Origin of the sequence: Azospirillum thermophilum (genome assembly GCF_003130795.1) — a bacterium.
In the GTDB taxonomy this organism is placed as follows: domain Bacteria; phylum Pseudomonadota; class Alphaproteobacteria; order Azospirillales; family Azospirillaceae; genus Azospirillum; species Azospirillum thermophilum.
In genome coordinates, this window is record NZ_CP029353.1 from 1460740 (window position 1) to 1482914 (window position 22175).

Below are 22175 nucleotides of genomic sequence, written 5' to 3' on the forward strand. Positions count from 1 at the left end.
CCGCCATGTTTCCCGATCACATCCGCGACCTCGCCGTCGCGCTGCTCGCCGAATATTCCGGGTCGGGCCACATGGTGGCGACCGCCGAGTCCTGCACCGGCGGCCTGATCTCCGGCGCGTTGACGGAGGTTGCCGGCTCCTCCCAGGTGGTCGAGCGGGGCTTCGTCACCTATTCCAACATGGCGAAGACGGAGTTGCTGAACGTGCCGGCGGCCCTGATCCATGCCCATGGCGCGGTCAGCCCGGAGGTGGCGGTGGCGATGGCGGTCGGGGCGCTCGCCCGGTCGCATGCCGACGTGGCGGTGGCGGTGACGGGCGTCGCCGGGCCGGACGGGGGGACGCCGGCGAAGCCGGTCGGGCGGGTCTATATCGCGACGGCGGTCCGCCATGGGCCGGCCAAGGCGAAGGAATACACCTTCCCCGGCGACCGCAGCGCGGTGCGTCTGGCGACCGTGCAGACGGCGCTGGAGCGGCTGCGCGCCGCCCGCCCGACGTTGGACAATCGCTGACTCCGAAAGACGCGCTCTGCTCAGGCGGGGCGCGCTGCGGCCGACCGGACGCTGCCGTTGCCGTAGAGCTGGTCGGCGCGGGTCTCGAAGGCCTGCACCATCCGGCGCACCGCCTCGTTGAACAGCAGCCCCATGATCTTCTGCAGCATCTTCGAGCGGAACTCGAAATCGACGTAGAAGTCGACGCAGCATCCCCGTTCGTGCTTGGTGAAGATCCAGTGGTTGTTCAGGTACTGGAACGGGCCGTCGGTATACTGCACGTCGATGCGGCAGGCGGGCTCGTTCAGCTCGACCCGCGAGGTGAAGCGTTCGCGGACCATCTTGAAGCCGATGACGAGGTCGGCGAACATCACGTTGCCTTCACGGCGGCGGATGCGGGCTGCCAGGCACCAGGGCAGGAATTCCGGGTACTTCTCCACATCGGCGACCAGGGCGTACATCTGCTCCGGCGTGTAGGGGAGTACCTTCTTTTCTGCGTGCGTCGGCATGCCCGTTCCGTTTCCTTCTTCCTCGTGCTCCGCCGCCCTTACTCGGCAGCCGTCGCCAGCTTGCGCAGCCGGGCGTCCCGGAGCTTCACGAAATCATCACCCGCATGGTACGACGACCGCGTCAGCGGCGACGACGCCACCAGCAGGAACCCCTTGCCGCGGCCGAGGGTCGCGTAGCCCGCGAACTCCTCCGGCGTCACGAAGCGGTCGACCGCCGCGTGCTTCGGCGTGGGCTGGAGATACTGGCCGATCGTCATGAAGTCCACATCGGCGGCGCGGAGGTCGTCCATCACCTGCCCGATCTCCTCACGGGTCTCGCCCAGCCCGACCATCACGCCGGATTTGGTGAAGATGGTCGGATCCAGCTCCTTCACACGGGCCAACAGCTGAAGCGACGCGAAGTAACGGGCACCCGGACGGATGGTCGGGTAGAGCCGCGGCACGGTCTCCAGATTGTGGTTGAAGACGTCCGGCTTGGCGGCGACCACCACCTCGACGGCGCCCTTCTTCTTCTGGAAATCGGGGGTCAGGATTTCGATGGTCGTCGTGGGCGAGGCCTCGCGGACGGCGCGGATGGTGCGGGCGAAATGCTCGGCCCCGCCGTCCTCCAGGTCGTCGCGGTCGACCGAGGTGATGACCACGTGGCTGAGCCTCAGGTTGCCGACCGCCTCCGCGACATTCTCCGGCTCATGCGGGTCGAGCTTGTCGGGGCGCCCGGTCTCGACGTTGCAGAAGGCGCAGCCGCGCGTGCAGATCGAGCCGAGGATCATGAAGGTGGCATGCTTGTGCTTCCAGCACTCCCCAATGTTCGGGCAGGCCGCCTCCTCGCACACCGTGTTCAGCTTCAGCCCGCGCATGAGCTGCCGGGTCTCGGCGTACTCCGGGCTGGTCGGCGCCTTGACCCGGATCCATTCCGGCTTGCGGCGGACGACGTTGTCGGGCTTGTGCGCCTTTTCGGGATGGCGAAGCTTCTCGGTCTGGTCGGCGACACTCATGGTCAAATGCTCCCTGCGGCCCGCGACACGAGCGGCGCCGAGATTGGACAGGACCGCAGCACGGCTCTACCGCCACTCCGGCGGAAACAGCTCCGCCGGATAGGCCGGATCGAGCGCCTGGTCAAGCGTGAAAGGCGGATCGAGGGGAAAGCACGTCAGCGGAACCTCCGCCTCGTCGGCGACTCCCAGCCGGGAACGGCCATGGACCTTCTCAAAAACAGAGAGGGCAAAAGGCTTCAGGCTGGGGCTGGCCTCAATGGCATCCAGCAGGCAATCCCGTTGCTCTCGGATGGTCCGCCGCCAGCCACGCTCGCACCGCTCCCGGAGATCCGGGCAGTACAACCATTTGAGCAAATGGACAACCAGCACGGTAAGCCGGCTGCTGATTTCCGATTTCTGGCTGCGGCCCATGCCGTCGATTTCCTCGGCGACATTCTCCCAGTCGACCGGGGCGTTGTTGCCGGCAGCGCCGGCACGGCGAAGCTCCGCCGCCTGGGCCTGGGTCCAGGCGTAGAAGTCCTCGTCGTATGCGGCGCTCGCGCGGTCCATCGTCCCACCCGTCCGGGAAAACGCCCCCGAAATAGCGTAAGCCGGGAAAGCTTAGCTAGAAGTGGATGGCCCGGCCATAGGCATCAAGGACCGACTCGTGCATCATCTCCGACAGGGTCGGGTGCGGGAAGACCGTGTGCATCAGCTCGGCCTCGGTCAGTTCGCCCGTCTTGGCGATGCCGTAGCCCTGGATCAGCTCCGTCACCTCGGCCCCGACCATGTGGGCGCCCAGCAGCTCGCCGGTCTTGGCGTCGAACACCGTCTTGACCATGCCTTCCGCCTCGCCCAGAGCGATGGCCTTGCCGTTCCCGATGAAGGGGAAGCGGCCGACCTTCACCGCGTAACCCAGCTCCTTGGCCTTCTTCTCCGTCAGGCCGACCGAGGCGACCTGGGGGTGCGAGTAGGTGCAGCCGGGGATGTTGCGGACGTCCAGCGGATGCGGATGCTTGCCGGCGATGTGCTCCGCCACGATCACGCCCTCGTGGCTGGCCTTGTGGGCAAGCCAGGGAGCGCCGGTGACGTCGCCGATGGCGTAGAGCCCGGGCTCGTCCGTCTCGCAGACCTGGTTGGTCTTGATATGACCGCGGTCGAGCTGGACCTTGGTGTTCTCCAGCCCGAGATTCTCCGTGTTCGGCGAGATGCCGACGGCGACGATGACGCGGTCGACCGTGATGTCCTCGGTCTTGCCGCCGGCCTCGACCGCCACCGTGACGCTGTCGGCGCCCTTGCGCAGGTTGCCGGCTTTGCCGCCGGTGATGATGCGCATGCCCTGCTTCTCGAACTGCTTGCGCGCGAAGGCCGAGATCTCCTCGTCCTCCACCGGCAGGATGCGGTCCATCACCTCGACGACCGTCACCTGGGCGCCCAGCGCGTTGTAGAAGCTGGCGAACTCGATGCCGATGGCGCCGGAGCCGATGACCAGCAGCGACTTCGGCATGGTGTTCGGCGTCATGGCGCGGCGGTAGGTCCAGACCAGCTTGCCGTCATCCTCCAGGCCGGGCAGCGTGCGGGCGCGGGCGCCGGTGGCGATGATGATGTGCTTGGCGCCGAAGGTGCCGACGGGCGCGCCGTCCTTCTCCACCTTCACCTGGCCCTTGCCGGCGAGCTTGCCGGTGCCTTCGATGACGGTGACCTTGTTCTTTTTCAGCAGGTGCTTGACGCCGCCGTTGAGCTGGGCCGCCACCTTGCGCGAGCGCTGCACCACCTTGTCCAGGTCGAAGCCCGGATTCTGGATGACGAGGCCGTAGTCGGCGGCGTGCCTGGCGTTGCGCAGCACCTCCGCCGAACGCAGCAGCGCCTTGGTGGGGATGCAGCCCCAGTTCAGGCAGATGCCGCCGAGGTTTTCCCGTTCGATGACCGCGGTGTGCAGCCCGAGCTGCGCGGCGCGGATCGCCGCCACGTAACCGCCCGGTCCGCTGCCGATGACGATGACGTCGTAGTTCATGTCGGCCAAGGGTGTTCTCCCTCCTGGGGAACGAGGCGGGCGTCAGGACTTGCCGTCGAGCAGGCCTTCTTCCACGCGGCACGCCTCGTCGATGATCATCTGGTAGAGGTTGGCCACGAAATCCGGATCGAGGCCGACGGCCCGCCCCCGGTCCGCCGCCCGCGCCTTCACCGCCGCGATGCGGTCGGGCAGGACGGCCGGCAGTCCGGCCTGCGCCTTGACCGCGGCGACGCGGTGGACGACGGCGAGGCGTTTGCCGAGCAGCGCCACGATCTCGTCGTCGAGGGCGTCGATCTCGGCGCGCAGCGGGGCCAGACAATCGGTCATGATCCGGTTCCTTCCGTGGTGGACGCACCCGTCATGGACGGGAAGCCGGCGCCGGAGCGCCGGCCGTGCGTCAGAGGAGCATCGACAGCGGATCCTCGATCAGCTTCTTGAAAGCCGCAAGGAACTCCGCGCCGACGGCCCCGTCCACCACGCGGTGGTCGACCGACAGGGTGCAGGTCATCATCGTGGCGACGGCGAGCGCGCCGTCCTTGACGACCGGACGCTGCTCCGCCGCGCCGACCGCCAGGATGCAGCCCTGCGGCGGATTGATGATCGCCGCGAACTCCCGGATGCCGAACATGCCGAGGTTCGAGACGGAGAAGGTGCCGCCCTGGAACTCCTCCGGCTTCAGCTTGCCGTCGCGGGCGCGCTTGGCCAGGTCCTTCATCTCGTTGGAGATCTGGGCGAGCCCCTTGCCCTCGGCCTTCTTGATGATCGGGGTGATCAGGCCGCTGGGGGTGGCGACGGCGACCGAGATGTCGGCGTGCTCGTACATCAGGATCGCCTCGTCGGTCCAGGCGGCGTTGGCGGCCGGGACCTTCTTCAGCGCCAGCGCCGAGGCGCGGATGACGAAGTCGTTGACCGACAGCTTGTAGCTGTCCGACCGGCCGTTCAGCTCGGCCCGCACCTTCATCAGCGTGTCGATCTGGCAGTCGATCGTCAGATAGAAGTGCGGAACGGTCTGCTTCGCCTCGCCCAGGCGGCGGGCGATGGTCTTGCGCATCCCCGTGTTCGGCACGGCGGTGTAGACCATGCCGAGCTTGTCGGACAGGTCCTTGGCGTCGACGCCGGCCGGCGCCGGACGGGCGGCGGGAGCCGGGGCGGCGGCAGGCTGCGCCGCCGGCTTGGCCGCGGGCGCGGCAGCCTGCGGAGCCGGAGCGGCCTTGGCGCCACCGCCGGCAATGGCGGCGTCCACGTCGGCCTTGACGATGCGGCCGTTGGGGCCGGAGCCCTTGACCGCCTTCAGGTCGATTCCGGCCTGCCCGGCGATGCGGCGGGCGAGCGGGCTGGCGAACACGCGGTCGCCGGACGCGGCCGGGGCCGGCGCCGCCGCGGAGACGGACGGTGCCGCGGCAGCCGCCGGCTGGGCCGCCGGAGCCGCCTGCGGGGCCGGAGCGGCGGCCGGGGCCGGGGCGGGAGCGCTGGCTCCGGCATTGGCCAGCGCGCTCTCGTCCTCGCCTTCCTCCAGCAGGATCGCGATCGGGGTGTTCACGGCAACACCCTGGCTGCCGGCGGCCACCAGGATCTTGCCGATGCGGCCCTCATCGACGGCCTCGACCTCCATCGTGGCCTTGTCGGTCTCGATCTCGGCCAGCACGTCGCCGGACTTGACCGTGTCGCCTTCCTTCTTCAGCCACTTGGCGAGGTTGCCCTCGGTCATCGTGGGAGAGAGGGCCGGCATCAGAATCTGGATCGTCATGCTGGTCCCCCTCTCAGCGATAGCAGGCGCGCTTGGCCGCCGCGACGATGTCGTCGATCTGCGGCAGGGCGAGCTTCTCCAGGTTGGCGGCATAGGGCATCGGCACGTCGGCGCCGTGGACACGGATCACCGGGGCGTCGAGATAGTCGAAGGCCTGCTCCATCATCAGCGCCGCCATTTCGGAGCCGATGCCGGCAAAGGGCCAGCCCTCCTCGACGGAGACGAGGCGGTTGGTCTTCTTCACGCTGCCGACAATGGTCGCGGTGTCCAGCGGCCGGATGGTGCGCAGGTTGATGACCTCCGCCTCGATCCCCTCCTTGGCCAGCAGCTCCGCCGCGGCCAGCGCGTGGCCGACCATGATCGAGAAGGCGGTGATGGTGACGTCCTTGCCCTGGCGCTCGATCTTGGCCTTGCCGATCGGCAGCACGAACTCCTCGTCCTCCGGCACCTCGAAGGAGTGGCCGTAGAGGATCTCGTTCTCCAGGAACACCACCGGGTTGGGGTCGCGGATCGCCGCCTTCAGCAGGCCCTTGGCGTCGGAAGCCGAATAGGGCGCGATCACCTTCAGGCCCGGGCAGTGCGCATACCAGGAGGCATAGCACTGGGAATGCTGGGCGGCCACGCGGGCGGCGGCGCCGTTCGGCCCGCGGAAGACGATCGGGCACCCCATCTGGCCGCCGGACATGTAGAGCGTCTTGGCGGCGGAGTTGATGATGTGGTCGATCGCCTGCATGGCGAAGTTGAAGGTCATGAACTCGACGACCGGCTTCAGGCCCTTGAAGGCCGCGCCGACGCCGAGGCCGGCGAAGCCGTATTCGGTGATCGGGGTGTCGATCACGCGGCCGTCGCCGAACTCCTGCAGCAGGCCCTGGGTCACCTTGTAGGCGCCCTGGTACTGCGCGACCTCCTCGCCCATCACGAAGACCTTGTCGTCGCGCCGCATCTCCTCGGCCATCGCGTCGCGCAGGGCCTCGCGGACCGTCTTCTTCACGGTCTTGGCGAAGAAGCGCGCCTCATCGACGTCCGGCACCGACGGGGCGGTCGGGGTGGGGCCGCCCGGCAGGGTGGAGGCCGGCTTCTCGCCCGTCTCCTTCACCACCGGCTGCGCGGCGGTCTTGGGAGTGGACTCCTCGATGTTCGAGAGGTTCTCGACCGCGGACTCACCCTCCTCCAGCAGGACGGCGATCGGCGTGTTCACGGCGACGCCCTCGGTCCCCTCGGCGACCAGGATCTTGCCGATGGTCCCCTCGTCGACGGCCTCGACCTCCATGGTCGCCTTGTCGGTCTCGATCTCGGCCAGCACGTCGCCGGATTTGACCGTGTCCCCTTCCTTCTTCAGCCACTTGGCCAGCTTGCCCTCGGTCATCGTGGGCGACAGGGCCGGCATCAGCACTTCGATCGGCATTCCTCAACCTCCGGCGGCGCAGGCGGACCGGTCGGGCCGGACCCTGGCGCCGCTCCCGCTTTTCGTTGTCGTCAGGCTTCGATCAGGATGTCGGTCCACAGCTCCGACGGATCGGGCTCGGGGCTCTGCTGCGCGAACTCGGCGGACTCGGTGACGATCGCCTTCACCTCGCGATCGATCTCCTTCAGCTTGTCCTCGTCCACATGGCCGCCGTCGAGCAGGATCTTCTTCAGCCGGTCGATCGGATCGGACTCGGTCCGCATCTTCTCGACCTCCTCCTTCGTGCGGTACTTGGCCGGGTCGGACATCGAGTGGCCGCGGTAGCGGTAGGTCTTCATCTCCAGGATGACCGGGCCGTTGCCGGCGCGGATGTACTCCACCCACTTGTCGGCGGCGGTCTTGACCTCCAGCACGTCCATGCCGTTGACCTGGTAGCCGGGGATGCCGTAGGCGGCGCCGCGCTGGTGCAGTTCGCCGGCCGAGGCGCGCTCCTGCGAGGTGCCCATGGCGTACTTGTTGTTCTCGATCACGAAGAGCACCGGCAGCTTCCACAGGGCCGCCATGTTGAAGCTCTCGTAGACCTGGCCCTGGTTGATGGCGCCGTCGCCGCAATAGACCGCGGAGAGGCCGCCGTCCTTCAGGTACTTGTGCGCGAAGGCGAGGCCGGCCCCGAGCGGGACCTGGGCGCCGACGATGCCGTGGCCGCCGTAGAAGTTCTTCTCGCGGCTGAACATGTGCATCGAGCCGCCCTTGCCCTTGGAGTAGCCTCCGCGGCGGCCGGTCAGCTCGGCCATCACGCCCTTGGCGTCCATGCCGCAGGCCAGCATGTGGCCGTGGTCGCGATAGCTGGTGATGACGGTGTCGGTGTCGTTCAGCGCGGCCTGCACGCCGACGACGACGGCCTCCTGGCCGATATAGAGATGGCAGAAGCCACCGATCAGCCCCATGCCGTAGAGCTGGCCCGCCTTCTCCTCGAAGCGGCGGATCAGGAGCATCTCGCGATAGTACTTGATCAGCTCCTCGGCCGAGGCGGCGGGAGCGGAAGCGGGTGCGGTTTCGGTCTGCGCTTTGGGACGGCGACGGGACGCGGCCATGGTTCCTCCCCAAGGATCAAGCGGCAACGAGCCCATCCAAACAGCCGTTGCCGCAACGCGTTGCGGGGCGTTGACCACCCCGCACCGTAAGCGAATGTGGCGCACACCCTACACGACCGTGAGCGTCAGCGCAAACGGCTGTTTTTCAAAGCGAATTACCGATTAACCGGATTTCGGTTAATTGACTGATCCGGGCCGCTTCTCCGTAGCTACCTCGTCCTGGTCATAGACTTTGGGCAGCGTCACGATGACGTCGCGCGGGTTGGAAAGGTTGAGCATCGAGCGCGCGCGCTCGTCCAGCATGTCGAGGTCGAGATGGTCGCCGCGCAGGAGCTGGGCGCGCCGCTCCATCAGTTCCCGCTCGGCCGAGACCTGCTTCAGGATGGATTCGGCCTGCGCGATCTCGTTCTGGATCTGCTGCATGGCGACCAGCCCGCGGTCCCCGTGGATGGCGTAATAGGCGAAGTAGGCGACGACGCAGGAGCCGATCGCCGGGCCGATGGCCTGCCGCAGGGCGCTCTTCGCCGCGCGCTTCAGGGAGAGGGAGATGTTCGCGATCATGGTCATGCCCGCGATGGAATCACAGGCTTTGCCGTCGGGCAAACGAAAAAGAAGCAACACCCAAGTCTTCGTGGCGACGTGGTCTTTGTGCAACGCAGTAATAGCCGGATGCGCCAGGACGATTCGCCGCAAGACCCCGGTCACGGGAATACGGGTCACAAAAAAGTCGCACCTGTGTCCGGGATGAAGGGCGTCGTCCGGGTGTTGGAGGTCACACAGTCGCGTACCGCCGGCCGGAAAGCGGCGGGTGGTGCCGGCCCATGCGACCCATGGTAAGGAGCCTCACTCCATGCGCAGCAAGTTCCTGTTGGCCGCCCTGCCCGCCCTGCTTCTGGGGCTCGCGGCCTGCGACGACCAGTCGACGCCGAACAGCGGTTCGAGCAACACCAACGAGCCGGCCGCCACCGGCACCTCGCCGAGCGGAGCCCCCGTCACCGGCGGGACTTCCGGCTCCTCGATGAACAACGCCCCGGCCCCGACGACGACCGCGCCGGGCGGTTCCACCGCCGGCGGCGCGGCCGGCGGCGGCGGCAACACCAGCGGCGGCGCCCCGACCGCGGGCGGCGGCGGTCAGTAAGTACCTTTTTCCGTTCGTGCCTGAGGGGCGGGCCGCAGCCCGCCCTTTTCAGCGCGGCCTTTCAGCGCCGCCCGGCCCCGGCCTCATTCCGGCGGCACTTCCCGCGGCTTGCGGTCGGCGTCGATCGCGACATAGGTGAAGACGCCCTCGGTCACCTTGATCGGTTCGGACTGCTTGCGCTCGCGCCGGACCCAGGTTTCGACCCGCACCCGTATGGAGGTGCGCCCCACCCGCTCGACGGTCGCGAAGCAGCTCACCTCGTCGCCCACGAACACCGGCTTGTGGAAGGTCATCGCCTCGATCCCGACCGTCGCGACGCGGCCCTGCGACCGGCGCACGGCGACCATGCCGCCCGCGAGGTCCATCTGCGACAGCAGCCAGCCGCCGAAGATGTCGCCGTTCGGATTGGTATCCGCCGGCATGGCGATCGCCCGCAGGGCCGGACCGCGGTTGAAGTCGTACTCGTCAGCCTCGCTCATAGCCGTCCCTCACAGTTTTTTACGCGCACAAAATCTTGTATCGGCGTTATAGAAGCCCCACAGCATGCGCTTGCGCACCCCTGACGAAATTCCTATGATTGGGGCCATGAGCGACCTTTTCGAGAACACGGCGCGCAAGGCCGACAGTTACTCCGCCCAGGATATCGAGGTTCTGGAGGGGCTTGAACCCGTTCGCCGGCGACCCGGCATGTATATCGGCGGCACCGACGACCGCGCGCTGCACCACCTCGTGGCCGAGGTGCTGGACAACGCGATGGACGAGGCGGTGGCCGGCCATGCCAGCCGCATCGATCTGGAACTGGCGGCCGACGGCACGGTGACCGTGCGCGACAACGGACGCGGCATCCCGATCGACGAGCATCCCAAATACCCCGGCAAGTCGGCGCTGGAGGTCATCCTGACCACGCTGCACTCCGGCGGCAAGTTCTCCAACAAGGTCTATGCGACCTCGGGCGGCCTGCACGGCGTCGGCCTGTCGGTGGTGAACGCCCTGTCGGACCGGCTGACGGTGGAGGTCGCGCGCGACCGGCAGCTCTTCATCCAGCAGTACAGCCGCGGCCTGCCCCAGGGGCCGCTGGTCCGGCAGGGCGCCATCAACCGGCGCGGCACCACGATCCGCTTCCATGCCGACCCGGAGATCTTCGGGGAGACCGCGCATTTCGAGCCGCACCGGCTCTACCGCCTCGCCCGCTCCAAGGCCTACCTCTATCGCGGCGTCGAGATCCGCTGGAGCTGCGATCCCTCGCTGCTGACGGTCGACACCACGACCCCGGCGGCGGAGACGCTGCACTTCCCCGGCGGCCTGCTGGACTACCTGACCGCCGCGCTGAAGGACCACAAGTCGCTGACCCCGGTGCCCTTCTCCGGTGCGGTCGACTTCCCCAACGGCCAGGGACGCGTCGAATGGGCGGTCGCCTGGACCGACAATGACGAGGGGTTCTCGCACACCTACTGCAACACGGTCCCCACCCCCCAGGGCGGCACGCACGAGGCCGGGCTGCGCTCGGCGCTGACGCGCGGGCTGAAGGGCTATGGCGAGCTGACCAACAACAAGCGGGCCGGCCAGATCACCTCCGACGACGTGATGGGCGACGCCTGCGTCCTGCTGTCCGTCTTCATCCGCGAGCCGCATTTCCAGGGCCAGACCAAGGAGAGGCTGGTCACCGGCGAGGCGCAGAAGCTGGTCGAGGCGGCGGTCAAGGACCATTTCGACCACTGGCTGTCGGGTGATCCCTCCTCCTCCAACAGCCTGCTCGAGCACCTGATCGAGCGCGCCGAGGAGCGGCAGCGCCGCAAGCAGATGAAGGAGACGGGCCGCAAGACCCCGACCCGCCGCCTGCGCCTGCCCGGCAAGCTGGCCGACTGCTCGCGCACCACCCCGGAGGGGACCGAGATCTTCCTGGTCGAGGGCGACTCGGCGGGCGGCTCGGCCAAACAGGCGCGCAACCGCGAGACCCAGGCCATCCTGCCGCTGCGCGGCAAGATCCTGAACGTGGCAAGCGCCTCGTCCGACAAGATGAAGGCGAACCAGGAGCTGAACGACCTGACCCAGGCGCTCGGCTGCGGGGTCGGGCGGGACTTCAGCGTCGACAAGCTGCGCTACGAGCGGGTCATCATCATGACCGACGCCGACGTGGACGGCGCGCACATCGCCTCGCTGCTGATGACCTTCTTCTATCGCGAGATGCCGGGCCTGATCCAGGAGGGGCGCCTCTACCTCGCCCTGCCCCGCTCTACCGCCTCAGCCATGGCGGCAAGTCGGTCTATGCCCGCGACGACCGGCACAAGGACGAGCTGCTCGGCAGGATGTTCAGGAACAAGAAACCGGAGATCAGCCGCTTCAAGGGCCTGGGCGAGATGATGCCGGCGCAGCTCCGCGAGACGACGATGGACCCGGCCAAGCGCACGCTGCTGCGCGTCCTGGTGCCGAACACCGCCGATCCGGAAGAGCGCGACGAGATCGAGCGGACCAGGATGCGGGTCGAACAGTTGATGGGACGGCGGCCCGAACTGCGCTTCCAGTTCATCCAGGAGAACGCGAAGTTCGTGAAGGCGGACGACATCGACGTCTGAGGCCGGATCGCCGGCGGTGGAAGAGGGATTGCGGATGAAACGACCTGTCCCGCTCGCCGTGGCGGCGGCCTTCCTGCTCCTGGCCGGCTGCGGCAACGAGCGGGTGGTGTCCGACCTGCCCGCACCGGCCTACACGCCGGGCGAGCTGGCCTATGCCGCCAGCGACCGCGACCTGCGGGTGGTGATCCACGGCAATCCGTTCGGCGGCGACGGCGAGCGGTTCGGCGACCGCGTCACCGACTACATGCAGAACCATGTCTTCGGCGTGCGCACCCATTTCACGATCCGGCCGGACCAGACGGCGCGGCCGGACTACCGCGTGGTGCTCGCCTTCAACCCGGCGCAGAACACGCTGAATTCGGAGCTGTGCCGCAACGCGGCCATCCCGACGCGCCCGCCGGGCGGCGCGATCGTCGTCCAGGGCGCCTTCTGCCGCGGCGGCGGCGCCCTGACCTCGGCCACCGGCTGGCTGGACGAGGTGAAGACCATGGAAGACCCGGACTTCCGCCAGCTCATCGGCGACCTGACCTTCTCGCTCTTCCCGACGAAGCGGGCCGAGGCCGACGACCGGCTGGACCACCCGGTCTTCCGGCGGAGTCGTCCCTAAACCCGGCGAGCTCAGTCCTGCAGCCAGAGCCGCAGCAGCGCCGTGACGGCCTGCGGCTGTTCCATGGCGGAGAGGTGGCCGCAATCCTCGACCACCACGAAACGGGCGCCGGGGATCAGGGACGCCATCTCCTCATGCAGCTCCGGCGGGGTCAGGGCGTCCTGGCGGCCGCAGAGGACCAGCGCCGGGCAGCGAATCGCGGCGAGGCCGGGGCGGCTGTCGGGCCGGGTCATGATCGCCGTCTGCTCGCGCTCGTACCCGTCGACGCCGATCCGCTCCGCCTGGGCCAGCACCGACTCGACGAGCGGCCGGTCTGCCATGCGGTCGGGATGGATCAGCCGCGGCAGGGCCGCCGCCATCACCTGCCGCAGCCTGCCCTGCCGGGCGAGCGCGATGCCTTCCTTGCGGTTGGCGGTCGCCTCCGGCGTGTCGGGGCGGGCGTTGGTGTCGAGCAGGGCGAGCCGCGTCACCCGCTCCGGCGCGCGGCGCAGGATCTCCATGGCGACATAGCCGCCCATCGACAGGCCGGCGACGGCGAATCGCTCCGGCGCCTCGGCCAGGACGAGATCGGCCATGCCGGCGATCGAGTCCCGCCCGGACAGGTTCGCCACGCGCATCTCCGCCACGTCGGCGAGATGCCGGGTCTGGTGGTCCCAGAGCGCGGCGTCCAGCGGCATGCCGGGCAGGAGAACCAGGGGCTGGCGGCCGTTCCGGCTGGTCATGGTCGGGTCTCCCGTGCGCTTACTTGATGAGGGCGCTGATCGTCTTGAACTCCGGCGTGCCGGCCCGCTCCATCCACTCGAACAGCACCATCTCGGTGGTGACGATCTGCGCGCCGCAGCCACGCATGCGGGCGATCGCCAGATCGGCGTTGGCCGGCAGGCGCGACGACACCGCGTCCGCCACCAGGAACAGCTCGTAGCCCAGCGACAGCAGCCCCAGCGCCGTCTGCAGCACGCAGACATGCGCCTCGGTCCCGCAGAGGACCACCTGGGGGCGGTCGATGCGCTTCAGCCGATCGACGAAGGCAGGCTCGCCGGTGGAGCCGAAGGCGATCTTCTCGACGACCGCCCCCGGAGGGACGAGCGCGGCGACCGGCTCCACCGTCGGGCCGAGTCCGCGGGATACTGTTCCGTCACCACGACCGGAACGGACAGCACGGCGGCCCCCTTCAGCAGGAGCGAGACGTTGCGGACGACCCGCTCGGAGTCGCTGATCGCCGGCAGGAGCCTCTCCTGCACATCGACGACGGCCAGGACGGATCGGTTGGAGTGAAGCAGCATCGGGGGCAGCCTTTTTCTCGCGGATCGGTGGTGGGGCGAGGGGGAAAACAGCCTACCCCACCGCTCTTTCGCCGCCAACCGGCGCGTCCGCGGCAGCTATTTCACCCGAAAAGCCACGAGGTGTATTGACAGCGGCCTTTGACTTCCTATTCTGCGGCACCATCTAGGCAACGGGCGTCGATTCGCTCGATCTTTTCAACCTCCAGACAGAAACAGGTTGGATGCTATTCTCGGAACTTGGGCTTGGCCCTGACGTCCTGCGGGCGATCGAGGACAAGGGGTACACCCAGCCGACGCCGATCCAGGAACAGGCTATTCCCTGGGTCCTCCAAGGCCGCGACGTTCTCGGCTGCGCGCAGACGGGAACGGGCAAGACGGCAAGCTTCACCTTGCCGATGATCGACATCCTGGCCTCCGGCCGGGCCCGGGCACGCATGCCCCGATCGTTGATCCTGGAGCCGACCCGCGAGCTTGCCGCCCAGGTTGCCGAAAGCTTCGAGACCTATGGGAAGCACCATAAGCTCAGCATGGCGCTGCTGATCGGCGGCGAGACCTTCTCCGAACAGGTCAAGCGGCTGGACCGTGGCGTGGATGTGCTGATCGCGACTCCCGGTCGACTGATCGACCTGTTCGAGCGCGGCAACATCATGCTGAACGACATCAAGGTCTTCGTCATCGACGAGGCGGACCGGATGCTCGACATGGGGTTCATCCCCGACATCGAGCGGATCGTCAGCAAGCTGCCGAAGATCCGGCAGACCCTGTTCTTCTCGGCGACCATGCCGCCGGAGATCCGCCGGCTGGCCGACGCCTTCCTGATGAACCCGAAGGAGATCAGCGTCGCCCCTCCGGCCTCCCCGGCCGAGACGGTGACCCAGGCGATGGCCCTGGTGCACGAGGTGGACAAGCGCAAGGCGCTGCGCCACCTGCTGCGCACCGAGGACGTCAGGAACGCCTTCATCTTCTGCAACCGCAAGCGCGACATCGACGTGCTGCGCCGCTCGCTGGAACGCCACGGCTTCAACGCCGGCGCGCTGCACGGCGACATGGTGCAGTCCAAGCGGACGGAAACACTGGAAGCGTTCAAGCGCGGGGACATCACCCTGCTGGTCTGCTCCGACGTCGCCGCCCGCGGCATCGACGTCCAGGGCCTGAGCCACGTCTTCAATTTCGACGTTCCGATCAACGCCGAGGACTACGTCCATCGCATCGGCCGCACCGGCCGCGCCGGTCGTCAGGGACGCGCCTTCATGCTGGCCACCCCCGACGACGACAAGCTGGTGTCCGCGATCGCGCGCCTCATCAAACGGGAGATTCCTATGATCGCCATCGACGGCCTCGAGTCGGCCGAGTTCGGCGAGGAAGAGGCGCGTCCCAGCCGCGGTCGCGGCGGCCGCGGCCGGGACAGGAGCGAACGGACCAAGGACCGTGGCGAGCGCGCCGGCCGCGAGGCATCCCGCGAGGAGCGGGCTCCCCGAGCCGAGGCCGGCCAGCGGGAAGACCGTCCGCGGGACGAGCGCCAGAGGGACGAGCGTCCGTCGCAGCCGCGTGAGTCGGTCGCCGCCGCCGAAGCCCGCCGCAGCGAGCCGCGCCGCGACCGGGATCGCGACCGCCGCCGCCGCCGCGACGACGATGACGACGACGTGGCGGTGATCGGCTTCGGCGACCACGTGCCGTCCTTCATGCTGCGCGCCGCGCGCCCGCGGCCGGCCGATGCGGCCCGCGACACCAAGGCCGAGGCACTGGACGGAGCGCAGGAGGGCTGAGCCGATGCAGACCATCTTCGTCATGGTCAAGTGCGACCTGGGAAAGGCCTATCAGGTGGCCGACCAGGCGGTTCAGGAGATCGAGCAGGTGTCGGAGGTGCACTCCATCTCCGGCCAGTACGACCTGCTGATGAAGTGCTATCTGGACCAGGACACGGACATCGGCCGGTTCGTGACCGAGCATGTCCAGACCCTGTCGGGCGTGCGGGACACCTTTACCCTGATCGCCTATAAGGCCTTTGCCTGACCCGGCCCTGGCCCCGCGGCAACACCGCGGGGCCGGCTGCGGAACTCACAACCGAAATCGTTGACTTGGCCGTGCGGTTCCCCCAATCGTTCCGCATGCTCCAGCATCGCTCCGGGCGCGCCCGCGCCACCCGAAACGACACCATCTCCCCCATCCTGCGCTCCGGCATCATCGGCCTGATGATCGCCAGCGGAGTGATGCTGTCCGATCTGGCGGGGGCCCAGACCCCGGCGAAGACCGCTCCGGCGAACGGCGCCCCCGGCGACACCGCCAATGAGCGGCAGCAGCCGGTCCTGATGACGGCGGATACCGTCACCTTCGACGAGACGCAGAACCTCGTGACCGCCGCCGGCAATGTCGAGCTGGCGCAGGGGCAGCGCAGCGTCAAGGCCGACAAGATCACCTACAACCAGAAGACCAAGGTCGTCACGGCGACCGGTCATGTGCGGCTGGTGGAACCGTCGGGCGACATCGTCTTCGCCGACTATGCCGAACTGACCGATGACATGAAGGACGTGTTCATCGAGAACATCCGCGTCCTGATGACCGACAACGGCCGCATGGCCGGCAACGAGGGCGAGCGGCGCGAAGGCCGGCTGACCCGCGTCAACCGCGGCGTCTACAGCCCCTGCGACCTCTGCAAGGAGGATCCGACCCGCGCGCCCCTGTGGCAGATCCGCGCGGTCCGCATCGTCCACGACAACCAGGAAAAGGAAGTCCGGTACCGCGACGCGACGATGGAGATCTTCGGCATCCCCGTCGCCTACACGCCCTACCTGTCGCATCCCGATCCCTCGGTGGACCGCAAGAGCGGCTTCCTGACACCTGGCTTCGGCAACAGCTCCGACCTCGGCTTCATCCTGAAGAACCACTATTACTGGGACATCGGCGAGGACCAGGACGCGACCTTCGACGTCAGCGGTTTCTCCAAGCAGGGGCTTCTGCTCGGCGGGCAGTATCGCCGGCGCATCGAGAACGGCCGCTTCTCCGTCGAGGGTGCGATCACCCGCGGCGAACTGAGCAACGGCGGCACCAAGGACTCGCCGAAGGACCGGCGGACCCGCGGCTACATCGCCGCCAAGGGCCTGTTCGACATCGACGACACCTGGCGCACCGGATTCGACGTCAAGCGGGCGAGCGACCACACCTTCCTGCGGCGCTATTACGACTTCCGCGAGGACTACCTGACCAGCCGGGCCTTCGTGGAAGGGTTCAAAGGGCGCAACTACGCGGCGGTGAACGCCTACAGCTTCCAGGACCTGCGCTATGGCAATACGATCGCCGAGCCGATCGTGATGCCGTCGGCCCGCTGGCAGGCCTTCGGCGAGCCCGGCAGCCTGCTGGGAGGGCGCTGGTCGCTGGACAGCAACATCCTGTCGGTCACCCGACGGGACGATGGCGCCAACACCCGGCGCATCTCCGTCCAGCCGGGCTGGGAGCGCGAGATCGTCTCGAACGTCGGGTTCGTCACCACGCTGAACGGCAGCGTGCTCGTCGCCGGCTACAACGCGGATCGTTTCAACTCGTCCAACGTCGGCGCGCGCGGATCCGACTCCGTCAACCGCTTCCGCTTCTTCCCGCAGGGGCAGGCCACCGTCCGCTATCCCTTCGTCCGCTATGGCGAGTCGTCGCAGCAACTGATCGAGCCGATCGCGCAGCTCACCGCAGCGCCGAAGCTGCCGAACAACAAGGTGTTCCCCAACGAGGACAGCCTGGACGTCGAGTTCGACGAGGTGAACCTGCTGATGCCCAACCGCTTCACCGGCATCGACCGGCTGGACGACGGCCTGCGGGTGACCTACGGCCTGCGCTCCGCCATCTACGGCAACAAGGAGGGGGCGGCGAGCGTCTTCATCGGCCAGAGCCGCCGCCTGACGCAGACGAACAGTTTCCAGGTCGGATCAGGGCTGGAGGACAACGTCTCGGACTATGTCGGCCGTGTCGACCTGCAGCCGGCCGACTGGCTGGACGTGAACTATGGCTTCCGCATCGACCACGACACGCTGCGCCCGCGGCGTCACTCGCTGAACGCCTCGGCGGGTGTCCCGCTCCTGCGCCTCTCGACCGCCTACACCTATGTCGACCAGACGTCGGTGCGCAACGCGGTGACGCGCGACCAGGTGGAACAGGCAACCTTCGGCCTCTCCTCCGCCTTCTCGACGCATTGGAGCATCGGCGTCAGCCATTCGCAGGCGATGCTGCCGCAGCCGGGGCCCCGCTCCAGCCTGGCTGTGCTGTCCTACGCCGACGAATGCCTGATCTTCCAGACGATCGCGCGCCGCGACTACACCACGACCGCGGGCGGGGTCAGCGACGGAAACTCGATCTTCTTCCGCTTCATCTTCAAGAACGTCGGCGAGTTCAACACGCCGGGCATCGGTCTCAACAGCCTGTTCGGATCGTCGACGGCGAAGTGAGGGCGGCCGGCACGCAGTAAAGGGGAGACAGGGCGAAACGCCTCTGCGGCGGCCTTGGGGGGTTGCATCGCACCCCCGTTGCCGGTAGCCATAGACGCCCTTCCCGCCTCTCCTCCTTGCGCAAAGCTGCCATGACTCTCGGACGATACGACTATGAGCGACGCTACCGGCGCCGGATGTGGACCGGTGTCGGCAAGTTCGGCCTGCTGCTGGTCCTTCTGCTCGGCGTCGGGCTGTTCTCCTACCAGATGGGCATCGAGCAGTTGAAGGGGCGGGACGTCACGTTGCGCGAGGAGAACGCGGCGCTGTCCCGGCAGAAGGCGGAGTATGAGCTGCTGGCAAGCCAGATGCAGCATGCGGCACGGGTTGCCGAGGCCAAAGCGGCGGAGCTGGAGCATCGGTTGCAGCGCGAGGTGCCGACCGGCGACCTGGCCCGCCTGACGCACCTCGTCGCCGAGCGGCTGAAGGCCGGGCTCGACGCCAACCGGCTGGCCTTCGTGATCCAGCAGGCCCAGATTCCGCGCAACTGCCAGCAGCCGGAGACCAAGCGCTTCTCGCTGGCGACCCCGCTGCTGAAGGGCGGCACCCGCTCGGTCAGCTTCACCAACGGTACGGTGACGGTCGCCGGCGAGGGGCAATCCTCGCGGGATGCCCAGGGCAACGCCGAGAGCTGGTTCGACCCGACCCAGCCCGTGACGATCAGGATCACCGGCATCGGCGGCAAGGGCACCACCGTCAGCGGCGTGCTGCCGCTGCACCAGTCGCTGGTGATCGACAACACCGAGTACCGCTTCACCTTCGTGGCCGGCCAGCGGTCCTTCGTCGACGTCACCGCCGACCGCTGCCCCTTCCCCTGAGCGGCGGCGCCGGGCCGCTACGCCGCCCGTTCGTGCTTTGGCTTTCGATCGGGCGCCCGCCCGTGCTAAGGGAGGGCGCCGTCTTCCTTCCAGCCGCCAGGAAAGTCCCGCCATGACCGCGGTCAAGATTGCTCCGTCCATCCTCTCCGCCGATTTCGCCCGGCTGGGCGATGAGGTGCGCGCCGTCGACGCGGCGGGTGCCGACTACATCCACATCGATGTGATGGACGGTCATTTCGTCCCCAACATCACGATCGGGCCGGCGGTGGTGAAGGCTCTGCGCCCGCATACGGCGAAACCCTTCGACGTGCACCTGATGATCTCCCCGGTCGATCCCTACATCGCGGGCTTCGCGGAAGCGGGGGCCGACATCATCACCGTCCATCCGGAGGCCGGCCCGCACCTGCACCGCACCCTTCAGCTCATCAAGTCCTTCGGCAAGAAGGCCGGCGTGTCGCTGAATCCCGCCACCCCGGTCGAGGCGATCCAGCATGTGCTGGAGGAGGTGGACCTGATCCTGGTGATGACGGTCAATCCCGGTTTCGGCGGACAGAGCTTCATCGCCAGCCAGCTTCCCAAGATCCGCGAACTGCGCCGGCGGATCGACGCGCTCGGCAGGCCGGTCGACCTGGAGGTGGACGGCGGAATCAATGTGGACACCGCCCGCCTCGCCATCGAGGCCGGGGCGGACGTCCTGGTCGCCGGAACCGCCACCTTCACCGGCGGCCCGGAGAAGTACGCGACGAACATCCGCGCCCTTCGCTGAAGGCAGACAAAGGCGAACCCCGCCCGCGAACGGGACGGGGTTCGGTCCAGCCGATCCGACTGCGGGAAGGAACGCCCCGATCAGCGTGCCGCGGTCGGCATACCGGTGCCGGCCAGGGCCTCGGCCTCCTGCAGGTGATGGCGCAGGACCGGCAGGGTCTGGGCGGCGAAGGCCTGATACGGAGCCATGTCGGCGGCGGTGCTGTTGGCCGCGGTGGCGAACAGGTTCACCGCCTGCTTGTGCGCCGTCACCTGCTCGTTCAGATACATCCGGTCGAAGCTGTTGCCGGACAGGCCCTGAAGCTGCGTGAGCTTCTGCTGGAAGGTCGCATCGGGCTGCATCGGCGGCTCGATGCCCTGGGCGCGCGACAGCGTGGCGAGCTGCTGATTGACGCGGGTGTGGTCCTCGATCATCTGGCGGGCGAAGGAGCGGACCTGATCGCTCTGCGACCGGTCGAGCGCCAGACGGCTCGATTCCACCTCGAAGAAGCCGCTCGACGCGGCCTGGGTCACGAAATCGCGCGCCGAGCCGAGCTGGGCCACATCCTCACCCAGCACGAAGACCTTGCCGGCCGTCGGCGTATCGGTCACCGGCAGCCCCTTGGCCGGGCCGGTCGCCCGATCCGGATCGAACTGCGACTGGGCGAGCGCCGGCGTCGACAGGACGGTCGCGGCAATGGCGGCCGCAAGGGCGAAGCGCTTGTTCATGATCGGTCTCCCTCACTGTCGGGTCCTGGTCGCGGACCCCTTCATGTCACATCCCGAATGGGCGCCCGAACAACATGGGGTCGTCGGGAAAGGTTCCGCGGCAGCCGGCAAGCGCGAAAATCCGCTGAAGCTCAACCGCTGCAGAGAATGGGCAAAGGCGAGAACCAAACGCCGCTTCACGCGTTATGGAGTGGTGGGCCGAGGGTTCCGCTACAGGAGGGAATAGGACATGGGCATTCTGTGGACCATCATCATCGGATTCATTGCCGGACTGATCGCCAAGTTCCTGATGCCGGGCCGTGATCCCGGCGGCTTCATCATCACCACGCTACTCGGGATCGCCGGCGCGTTCGTCGCGACTTACCTGGGAGCGGCGGTCGGCTGGTATCGGGCCGGGGAAGGAGCGGGACTGATCGGCGCCGTGGTCGGAGCCATCATCATTCTGGCCCTGTACCGCATGGTGGCGGGACGCCGGACCACCGTCTGACCGGGACGGACGGCAGACCACGACAAAGCCGGGCTGGAGGGATCCAGCCCGGCTTCGTCACATGTGCCGCGCCTCGCGGCAGCGCGGACAGCAGACGCCCCGTCAGGCGAGCGCCACCGGGGTCGGCATGAAGACGGCGCGGGAGATCGCCGCGCGGATCGCTTCGTTGGTGAAGGGCTTGCGGACGATCTGCCCCAGGTGACGGGCGTCCAGCTCCTCCAGGTCGCCGTCGAAAGCGGTGACGAAGATGGTCCGCAGAGCCCGCTTCTGGCGCAGGTGGCGGGCGATCTCCACGCCGCTGCCGCCGTCGCCCAGCCGCACGTCGAGCAGCGCCAGGGTCGGCCGCTCGGCCTCCAGCAGCTCCATCGCCTCCCGCTCGCTGCCGGCCGTACCACAGACGACATGGCCCATGTCGGTCACCAGCTCGCCGATCTCCATGGCCAGCAGCGGATTGTCCTCGACCACCAGGACGCGCTGCGTCAGGGCGGCGCGCACCTCGTCCCGGGCGATCTTCAGGCGCTTGGTCGCCTGGACCGGGGACAGGTGCAGGACCTGCGCGGCTTCGACGAGCGTCAGACCTTCCAGGGTGATCAGCAGATAGAGTCGCCGCTCGACCTCCGGCAGGGCGGCGAGCGCCCGTTCGATCGGGTGCGGCGAGGCCATCGGACGTCCCTCCGCCCCGTCCGCCTCACCCTCGCCATCCTCTTCGGGCTCGTCGAAGAGCAGGTGCAGCAGCGCGTAGAGCGGCAGCCGCGCGCCCTGTCCCTTGTCGAGACCGAAGCGCGACGGTGCCAGGACCGCCACTTCGACACAGCGCGTCACCAGATCGTCGCCACGTTCGGTCGAACCGGTCAGCGCCCGCGCATAGCGGCGCAGATAGGGGAGATGATCGTACAGTTCGCGTGCGTAGACTCGCATGACCCGATTTCCGCATCCGGAGGCTGTCCAATCGCCCCGCCGCCCGGCGTTCCCTTGGCGGGGGTCGGGACCGGCACCGCCGGCTTGGTTAAGAATCAGTTAAGACACTGAAACCCTATCACGGACCCGGCGCCCCGGCGAACCCTAAAAAAGTGAAGTGCCCCTTCCTCTCTTGGCA

Annotated in this window: 22 protein-coding genes and 2 pseudogenes; 10 read left to right on the plus strand and 14 right to left on the minus strand. The window is 68.0% G+C overall.

The features are described from left to right. Positions 1 to 5: 5 nt before the first annotated feature. A complete protein-coding gene (locus tag DEW08_RS13160) occupies positions 6 to 509 on the plus strand; it encodes a CinA family protein (RefSeq protein ID WP_109327780.1) in 504 nt (167 codons plus the stop codon). A gap of 20 nt (positions 510 to 529) precedes the next feature. On the opposite strand, the gene DEW08_RS13165 is transcribed toward DEW08_RS13160, so the two are convergent. The 9 genes from DEW08_RS13165 to DEW08_RS13205 all read right to left on the minus strand — a co-directional run bounded on the left by DEW08_RS13165 (position 530) and on the right by DEW08_RS13205 (position 8798). Then, positions 530 to 997, minus strand: coding sequence for a type II toxin-antitoxin system RatA family toxin (locus tag DEW08_RS13165; protein WP_109327782.1), 468 nt, complete (start codon positions 995 to 997; stop codon positions 530 to 532). Between the two features lie 38 nt (positions 998 to 1035). Next, positions 1036 to 1992: a lipoyl synthase gene (gene lipA / locus DEW08_RS13170; RefSeq protein ID WP_109327784.1), complete on the minus strand. Its 957-nt coding sequence runs from the start codon at positions 1990 to 1992 to the stop codon at positions 1036 to 1038. Positions 1993 to 2058: 66 nt separating this feature from the next. Beyond that, the gene (locus DEW08_RS13175) at positions 2059 to 2541 is read right to left on the minus strand and encodes a DUF29 domain-containing protein (RefSeq protein ID WP_109327786.1); all 483 of its coding nucleotides are present in this window, start codon (positions 2539 to 2541) and stop codon (positions 2059 to 2061) included. A 55-nt stretch (positions 2542 to 2596) separates the two neighbouring features. Beyond that, the gene (gene lpdA / locus DEW08_RS13180) at positions 2597 to 3994 is read right to left on the minus strand and encodes a dihydrolipoyl dehydrogenase (RefSeq protein ID WP_109327788.1); all 1398 of its coding nucleotides are present in this window, start codon (positions 3992 to 3994) and stop codon (positions 2597 to 2599) included. Between the two features lie 33 nt (positions 3995 to 4027). Then, the gene (locus DEW08_RS13185; protein ID WP_109327790.1) at positions 4028 to 4312 is read right to left on the minus strand and encodes a chorismate mutase; all 285 of its coding nucleotides are present in this window, start codon (positions 4310 to 4312) and stop codon (positions 4028 to 4030) included. A 70-nt stretch (positions 4313 to 4382) separates the two neighbouring features. Beyond that, on the minus strand, positions 4383 to 5732 hold the full coding sequence (locus DEW08_RS13190; protein ID WP_109327792.1) for a pyruvate dehydrogenase complex dihydrolipoamide acetyltransferase: 1350 nt from the start codon (positions 5730 to 5732) through the stop codon (positions 4383 to 4385). A gap of 13 nt (positions 5733 to 5745) precedes the next feature. Next, positions 5746 to 7137, minus strand: coding sequence for a pyruvate dehydrogenase complex E1 component subunit beta (locus DEW08_RS13195; protein ID WP_109327794.1), 1392 nt, complete (start codon positions 7135 to 7137; stop codon positions 5746 to 5748). Positions 7138 to 7208: 71 nt separating this feature from the next. Next, complete coding sequence (pdhA, locus tag DEW08_RS13200) at positions 7209 to 8231, minus strand: pyruvate dehydrogenase (acetyl-transferring) E1 component subunit alpha (RefSeq protein ID WP_181449422.1); 1023 nt, start codon at positions 8229 to 8231, stop codon at positions 7209 to 7211. Between the two features lie 177 nt (positions 8232 to 8408). Further along, complete coding sequence (locus tag DEW08_RS13205; RefSeq protein ID WP_109327796.1) at positions 8409 to 8798, minus strand: FtsB family cell division protein; 390 nt, start codon at positions 8796 to 8798, stop codon at positions 8409 to 8411. A 283-nt stretch (positions 8799 to 9081) separates the two neighbouring features. Here DEW08_RS13205 and DEW08_RS13210 point away from each other — a divergent pair, with 283 nt between their 5' ends. Further along, positions 9082 to 9369 carry a hypothetical protein gene (locus DEW08_RS13210; RefSeq protein WP_109327798.1) on the plus strand — a complete coding sequence of 96 codons (288 nt, stop codon included), beginning with the start codon at positions 9082 to 9084 and terminating at the stop codon, positions 9367 to 9369. Between the two features lie 83 nt (positions 9370 to 9452). Here the strand turns inward: DEW08_RS13210 and DEW08_RS13215 are convergent, their stop codons facing one another. Further along, positions 9453 to 9848, minus strand: coding sequence for an acyl-CoA thioesterase (locus DEW08_RS13215; RefSeq protein ID WP_109327800.1), 396 nt, complete (start codon positions 9846 to 9848; stop codon positions 9453 to 9455). Between the two features lie 106 nt (positions 9849 to 9954). On the opposite strand from DEW08_RS13215, the pseudogene parE reads away from it, so the two are divergent. After that, positions 9955 to 11942: pseudogene (parE, locus tag DEW08_RS13220) on the plus strand (DNA topoisomerase IV subunit B). 34 nt (positions 11943 to 11976) lie between these two features. Continuing rightward, on the plus strand, positions 11977 to 12549 hold the full coding sequence (locus DEW08_RS13225; protein ID WP_109327802.1) for a hypothetical protein: 573 nt from the start codon (positions 11977 to 11979) through the stop codon (positions 12547 to 12549). Between the two features lie 11 nt (positions 12550 to 12560). Here DEW08_RS13225 and DEW08_RS13230 read toward each other — a convergent pair whose 3' ends face one another. Then, positions 12561 to 13271 (minus strand): alpha/beta fold hydrolase, encoded by a 711-nt coding sequence (locus DEW08_RS13230; protein ID WP_109327804.1) that lies wholly within the window; start codon positions 13269 to 13271, stop codon positions 12561 to 12563. Between the two features lie 19 nt (positions 13272 to 13290). Then, positions 13291 to 13832 (minus strand): annotated as a pseudogene (locus DEW08_RS13235) (isochorismatase family protein). Between the two features lie 221 nt (positions 13833 to 14053). Here DEW08_RS13235 and DEW08_RS13240 point away from each other — a divergent pair. From DEW08_RS13240 to rpe, 5 genes are all read left to right on the plus strand, one after another. Further along, complete coding sequence (locus DEW08_RS13240; protein WP_109327806.1) at positions 14054 to 15598, plus strand: DEAD/DEAH box helicase; 1545 nt, start codon at positions 14054 to 14056, stop codon at positions 15596 to 15598. Positions 15599 to 15602: 4 nt separating this feature from the next. After that, on the plus strand, positions 15603 to 15845 hold the full coding sequence (locus DEW08_RS13245; protein WP_109327808.1) for an Lrp/AsnC ligand binding domain-containing protein: 243 nt from the start codon (positions 15603 to 15605) through the stop codon (positions 15843 to 15845). A gap of 95 nt (positions 15846 to 15940) precedes the next feature. Then, on the plus strand, positions 15941 to 18262 hold the full coding sequence (locus tag DEW08_RS13250) for an LPS-assembly protein LptD (RefSeq protein WP_109329830.1): 2322 nt from the start codon (positions 15941 to 15943) through the stop codon (positions 18260 to 18262). 131 nt (positions 18263 to 18393) lie between these two features. Further along, on the plus strand, positions 18394 to 19119 hold the full coding sequence (locus DEW08_RS13255) for a hypothetical protein (RefSeq protein ID WP_109327810.1): 726 nt from the start codon (positions 18394 to 18396) through the stop codon (positions 19117 to 19119). A 112-nt stretch (positions 19120 to 19231) separates the two neighbouring features. Continuing rightward, positions 19232 to 19885: a ribulose-phosphate 3-epimerase gene (gene rpe, locus DEW08_RS13260; RefSeq protein ID WP_109327812.1), complete on the plus strand. Its 654-nt coding sequence runs from the start codon at positions 19232 to 19234 to the stop codon at positions 19883 to 19885. Positions 19886 to 19965: 80 nt separating this feature from the next. Here the strand turns inward: rpe and DEW08_RS13265 are convergent, their stop codons facing one another. Beyond that, a complete protein-coding gene (locus tag DEW08_RS13265; RefSeq protein ID WP_109327814.1) occupies positions 19966 to 20592 on the minus strand; it encodes a DUF4142 domain-containing protein in 627 nt (208 codons plus the stop codon). Between the two features lie 229 nt (positions 20593 to 20821). On the opposite strand from DEW08_RS13265, the gene DEW08_RS13270 reads away from it, so the two are divergent. Further along, positions 20822 to 21079: a GlsB/YeaQ/YmgE family stress response membrane protein gene (locus tag DEW08_RS13270; RefSeq protein WP_109327816.1), complete on the plus strand. Its 258-nt coding sequence runs from the start codon at positions 20822 to 20824 to the stop codon at positions 21077 to 21079. Positions 21080 to 21181: 102 nt separating this feature from the next. Here DEW08_RS13270 and DEW08_RS13275 read toward each other — a convergent pair whose 3' ends face one another. Then, positions 21182 to 21997, minus strand: a complete 816-nt coding sequence (locus tag DEW08_RS13275; RefSeq protein WP_109327818.1) for a PhyR family response regulator anti-anti-sigma factor — start codon at positions 21995 to 21997, stop codon at positions 21182 to 21184. Positions 21998 to 22175 lie beyond the last annotated feature (178 nt).

Bases quoted from the DNA above. Each gene is read 5' to 3' on its own strand.
- DEW08_RS13160 (WP_109327780.1), top strand. From the start codon at position 6: ATGTTTCCCGATCACATCCGCGACCTCGCCGTCGCGCTGCTCGCCGAA.
- DEW08_RS13165 (WP_109327782.1), bottom strand. From the start codon at position 997: ATGCCGACGCACGCAGAAAAGAAGGTACTCCCCTACACGCCGGAGCAG.
- lipA (WP_109327784.1), bottom strand. From the start codon at position 1,992: ATGAGTGTCGCCGACCAGACCGAGAAGCTTCGCCATCCCGAAAAGGCG.
- DEW08_RS13175 (WP_109327786.1), bottom strand. From the start codon at position 2,541: ATGGACCGCGCGAGCGCCGCATACGACGAGGACTTCTACGCCTGGACC.
- DEW08_RS13185 (WP_109327790.1), bottom strand. From the start codon at position 4,312: ATGACCGATTGTCTGGCCCCGCTGCGCGCCGAGATCGACGCCCTCGAC.
- DEW08_RS13190 (WP_109327792.1), bottom strand. From the start codon at position 5,732: ATGACGATCCAGATTCTGATGCCGGCCCTCTCTCCCACGATGACCGAG.
- DEW08_RS13195 (WP_109327794.1), bottom strand. From the start codon at position 7,137: ATGCCGATCGAAGTGCTGATGCCGGCCCTGTCGCCCACGATGACCGAG.
- pdhA (WP_181449422.1), bottom strand. From the start codon at position 8,231: ATGGCCGCGTCCCGTCGCCGTCCCAAAGCGCAGACCGAAACCGCACCC.
- DEW08_RS13205 (WP_109327796.1), bottom strand. From the start codon at position 8,798: ATGACCATGATCGCGAACATCTCCCTCTCCCTGAAGCGCGCGGCGAAG.
- DEW08_RS13210 (WP_109327798.1), top strand. From the start codon at position 9,082: ATGCGCAGCAAGTTCCTGTTGGCCGCCCTGCCCGCCCTGCTTCTGGGG.
- DEW08_RS13215 (WP_109327800.1), bottom strand. From the start codon at position 9,848: ATGAGCGAGGCTGACGAGTACGACTTCAACCGCGGTCCGGCCCTGCGG.
- DEW08_RS13225 (WP_109327802.1), top strand. From the start codon at position 11,977: ATGAAACGACCTGTCCCGCTCGCCGTGGCGGCGGCCTTCCTGCTCCTG.
- DEW08_RS13230 (WP_109327804.1), bottom strand. From the start codon at position 13,271: ATGACCAGCCGGAACGGCCGCCAGCCCCTGGTTCTCCTGCCCGGCATG.
- DEW08_RS13240 (WP_109327806.1), top strand. From the start codon at position 14,054: ATGCTATTCTCGGAACTTGGGCTTGGCCCTGACGTCCTGCGGGCGATC.
- DEW08_RS13245 (WP_109327808.1), top strand. From the start codon at position 15,603: ATGCAGACCATCTTCGTCATGGTCAAGTGCGACCTGGGAAAGGCCTAT.
- DEW08_RS13250 (WP_109329830.1), top strand. From the start codon at position 15,941: ATGCTCCAGCATCGCTCCGGGCGCGCCCGCGCCACCCGAAACGACACC.
- DEW08_RS13255 (WP_109327810.1), top strand. From the start codon at position 18,394: ATGACTCTCGGACGATACGACTATGAGCGACGCTACCGGCGCCGGATG.
- rpe (WP_109327812.1), top strand. From the start codon at position 19,232: ATGACCGCGGTCAAGATTGCTCCGTCCATCCTCTCCGCCGATTTCGCC.
- DEW08_RS13265 (WP_109327814.1), bottom strand. From the start codon at position 20,592: ATGAACAAGCGCTTCGCCCTTGCGGCCGCCATTGCCGCGACCGTCCTG.
- DEW08_RS13270 (WP_109327816.1), top strand. From the start codon at position 20,822: ATGGGCATTCTGTGGACCATCATCATCGGATTCATTGCCGGACTGATC.
- DEW08_RS13275 (WP_109327818.1), bottom strand. From the start codon at position 21,997: ATGCGAGTCTACGCACGCGAACTGTACGATCATCTCCCCTATCTGCGC.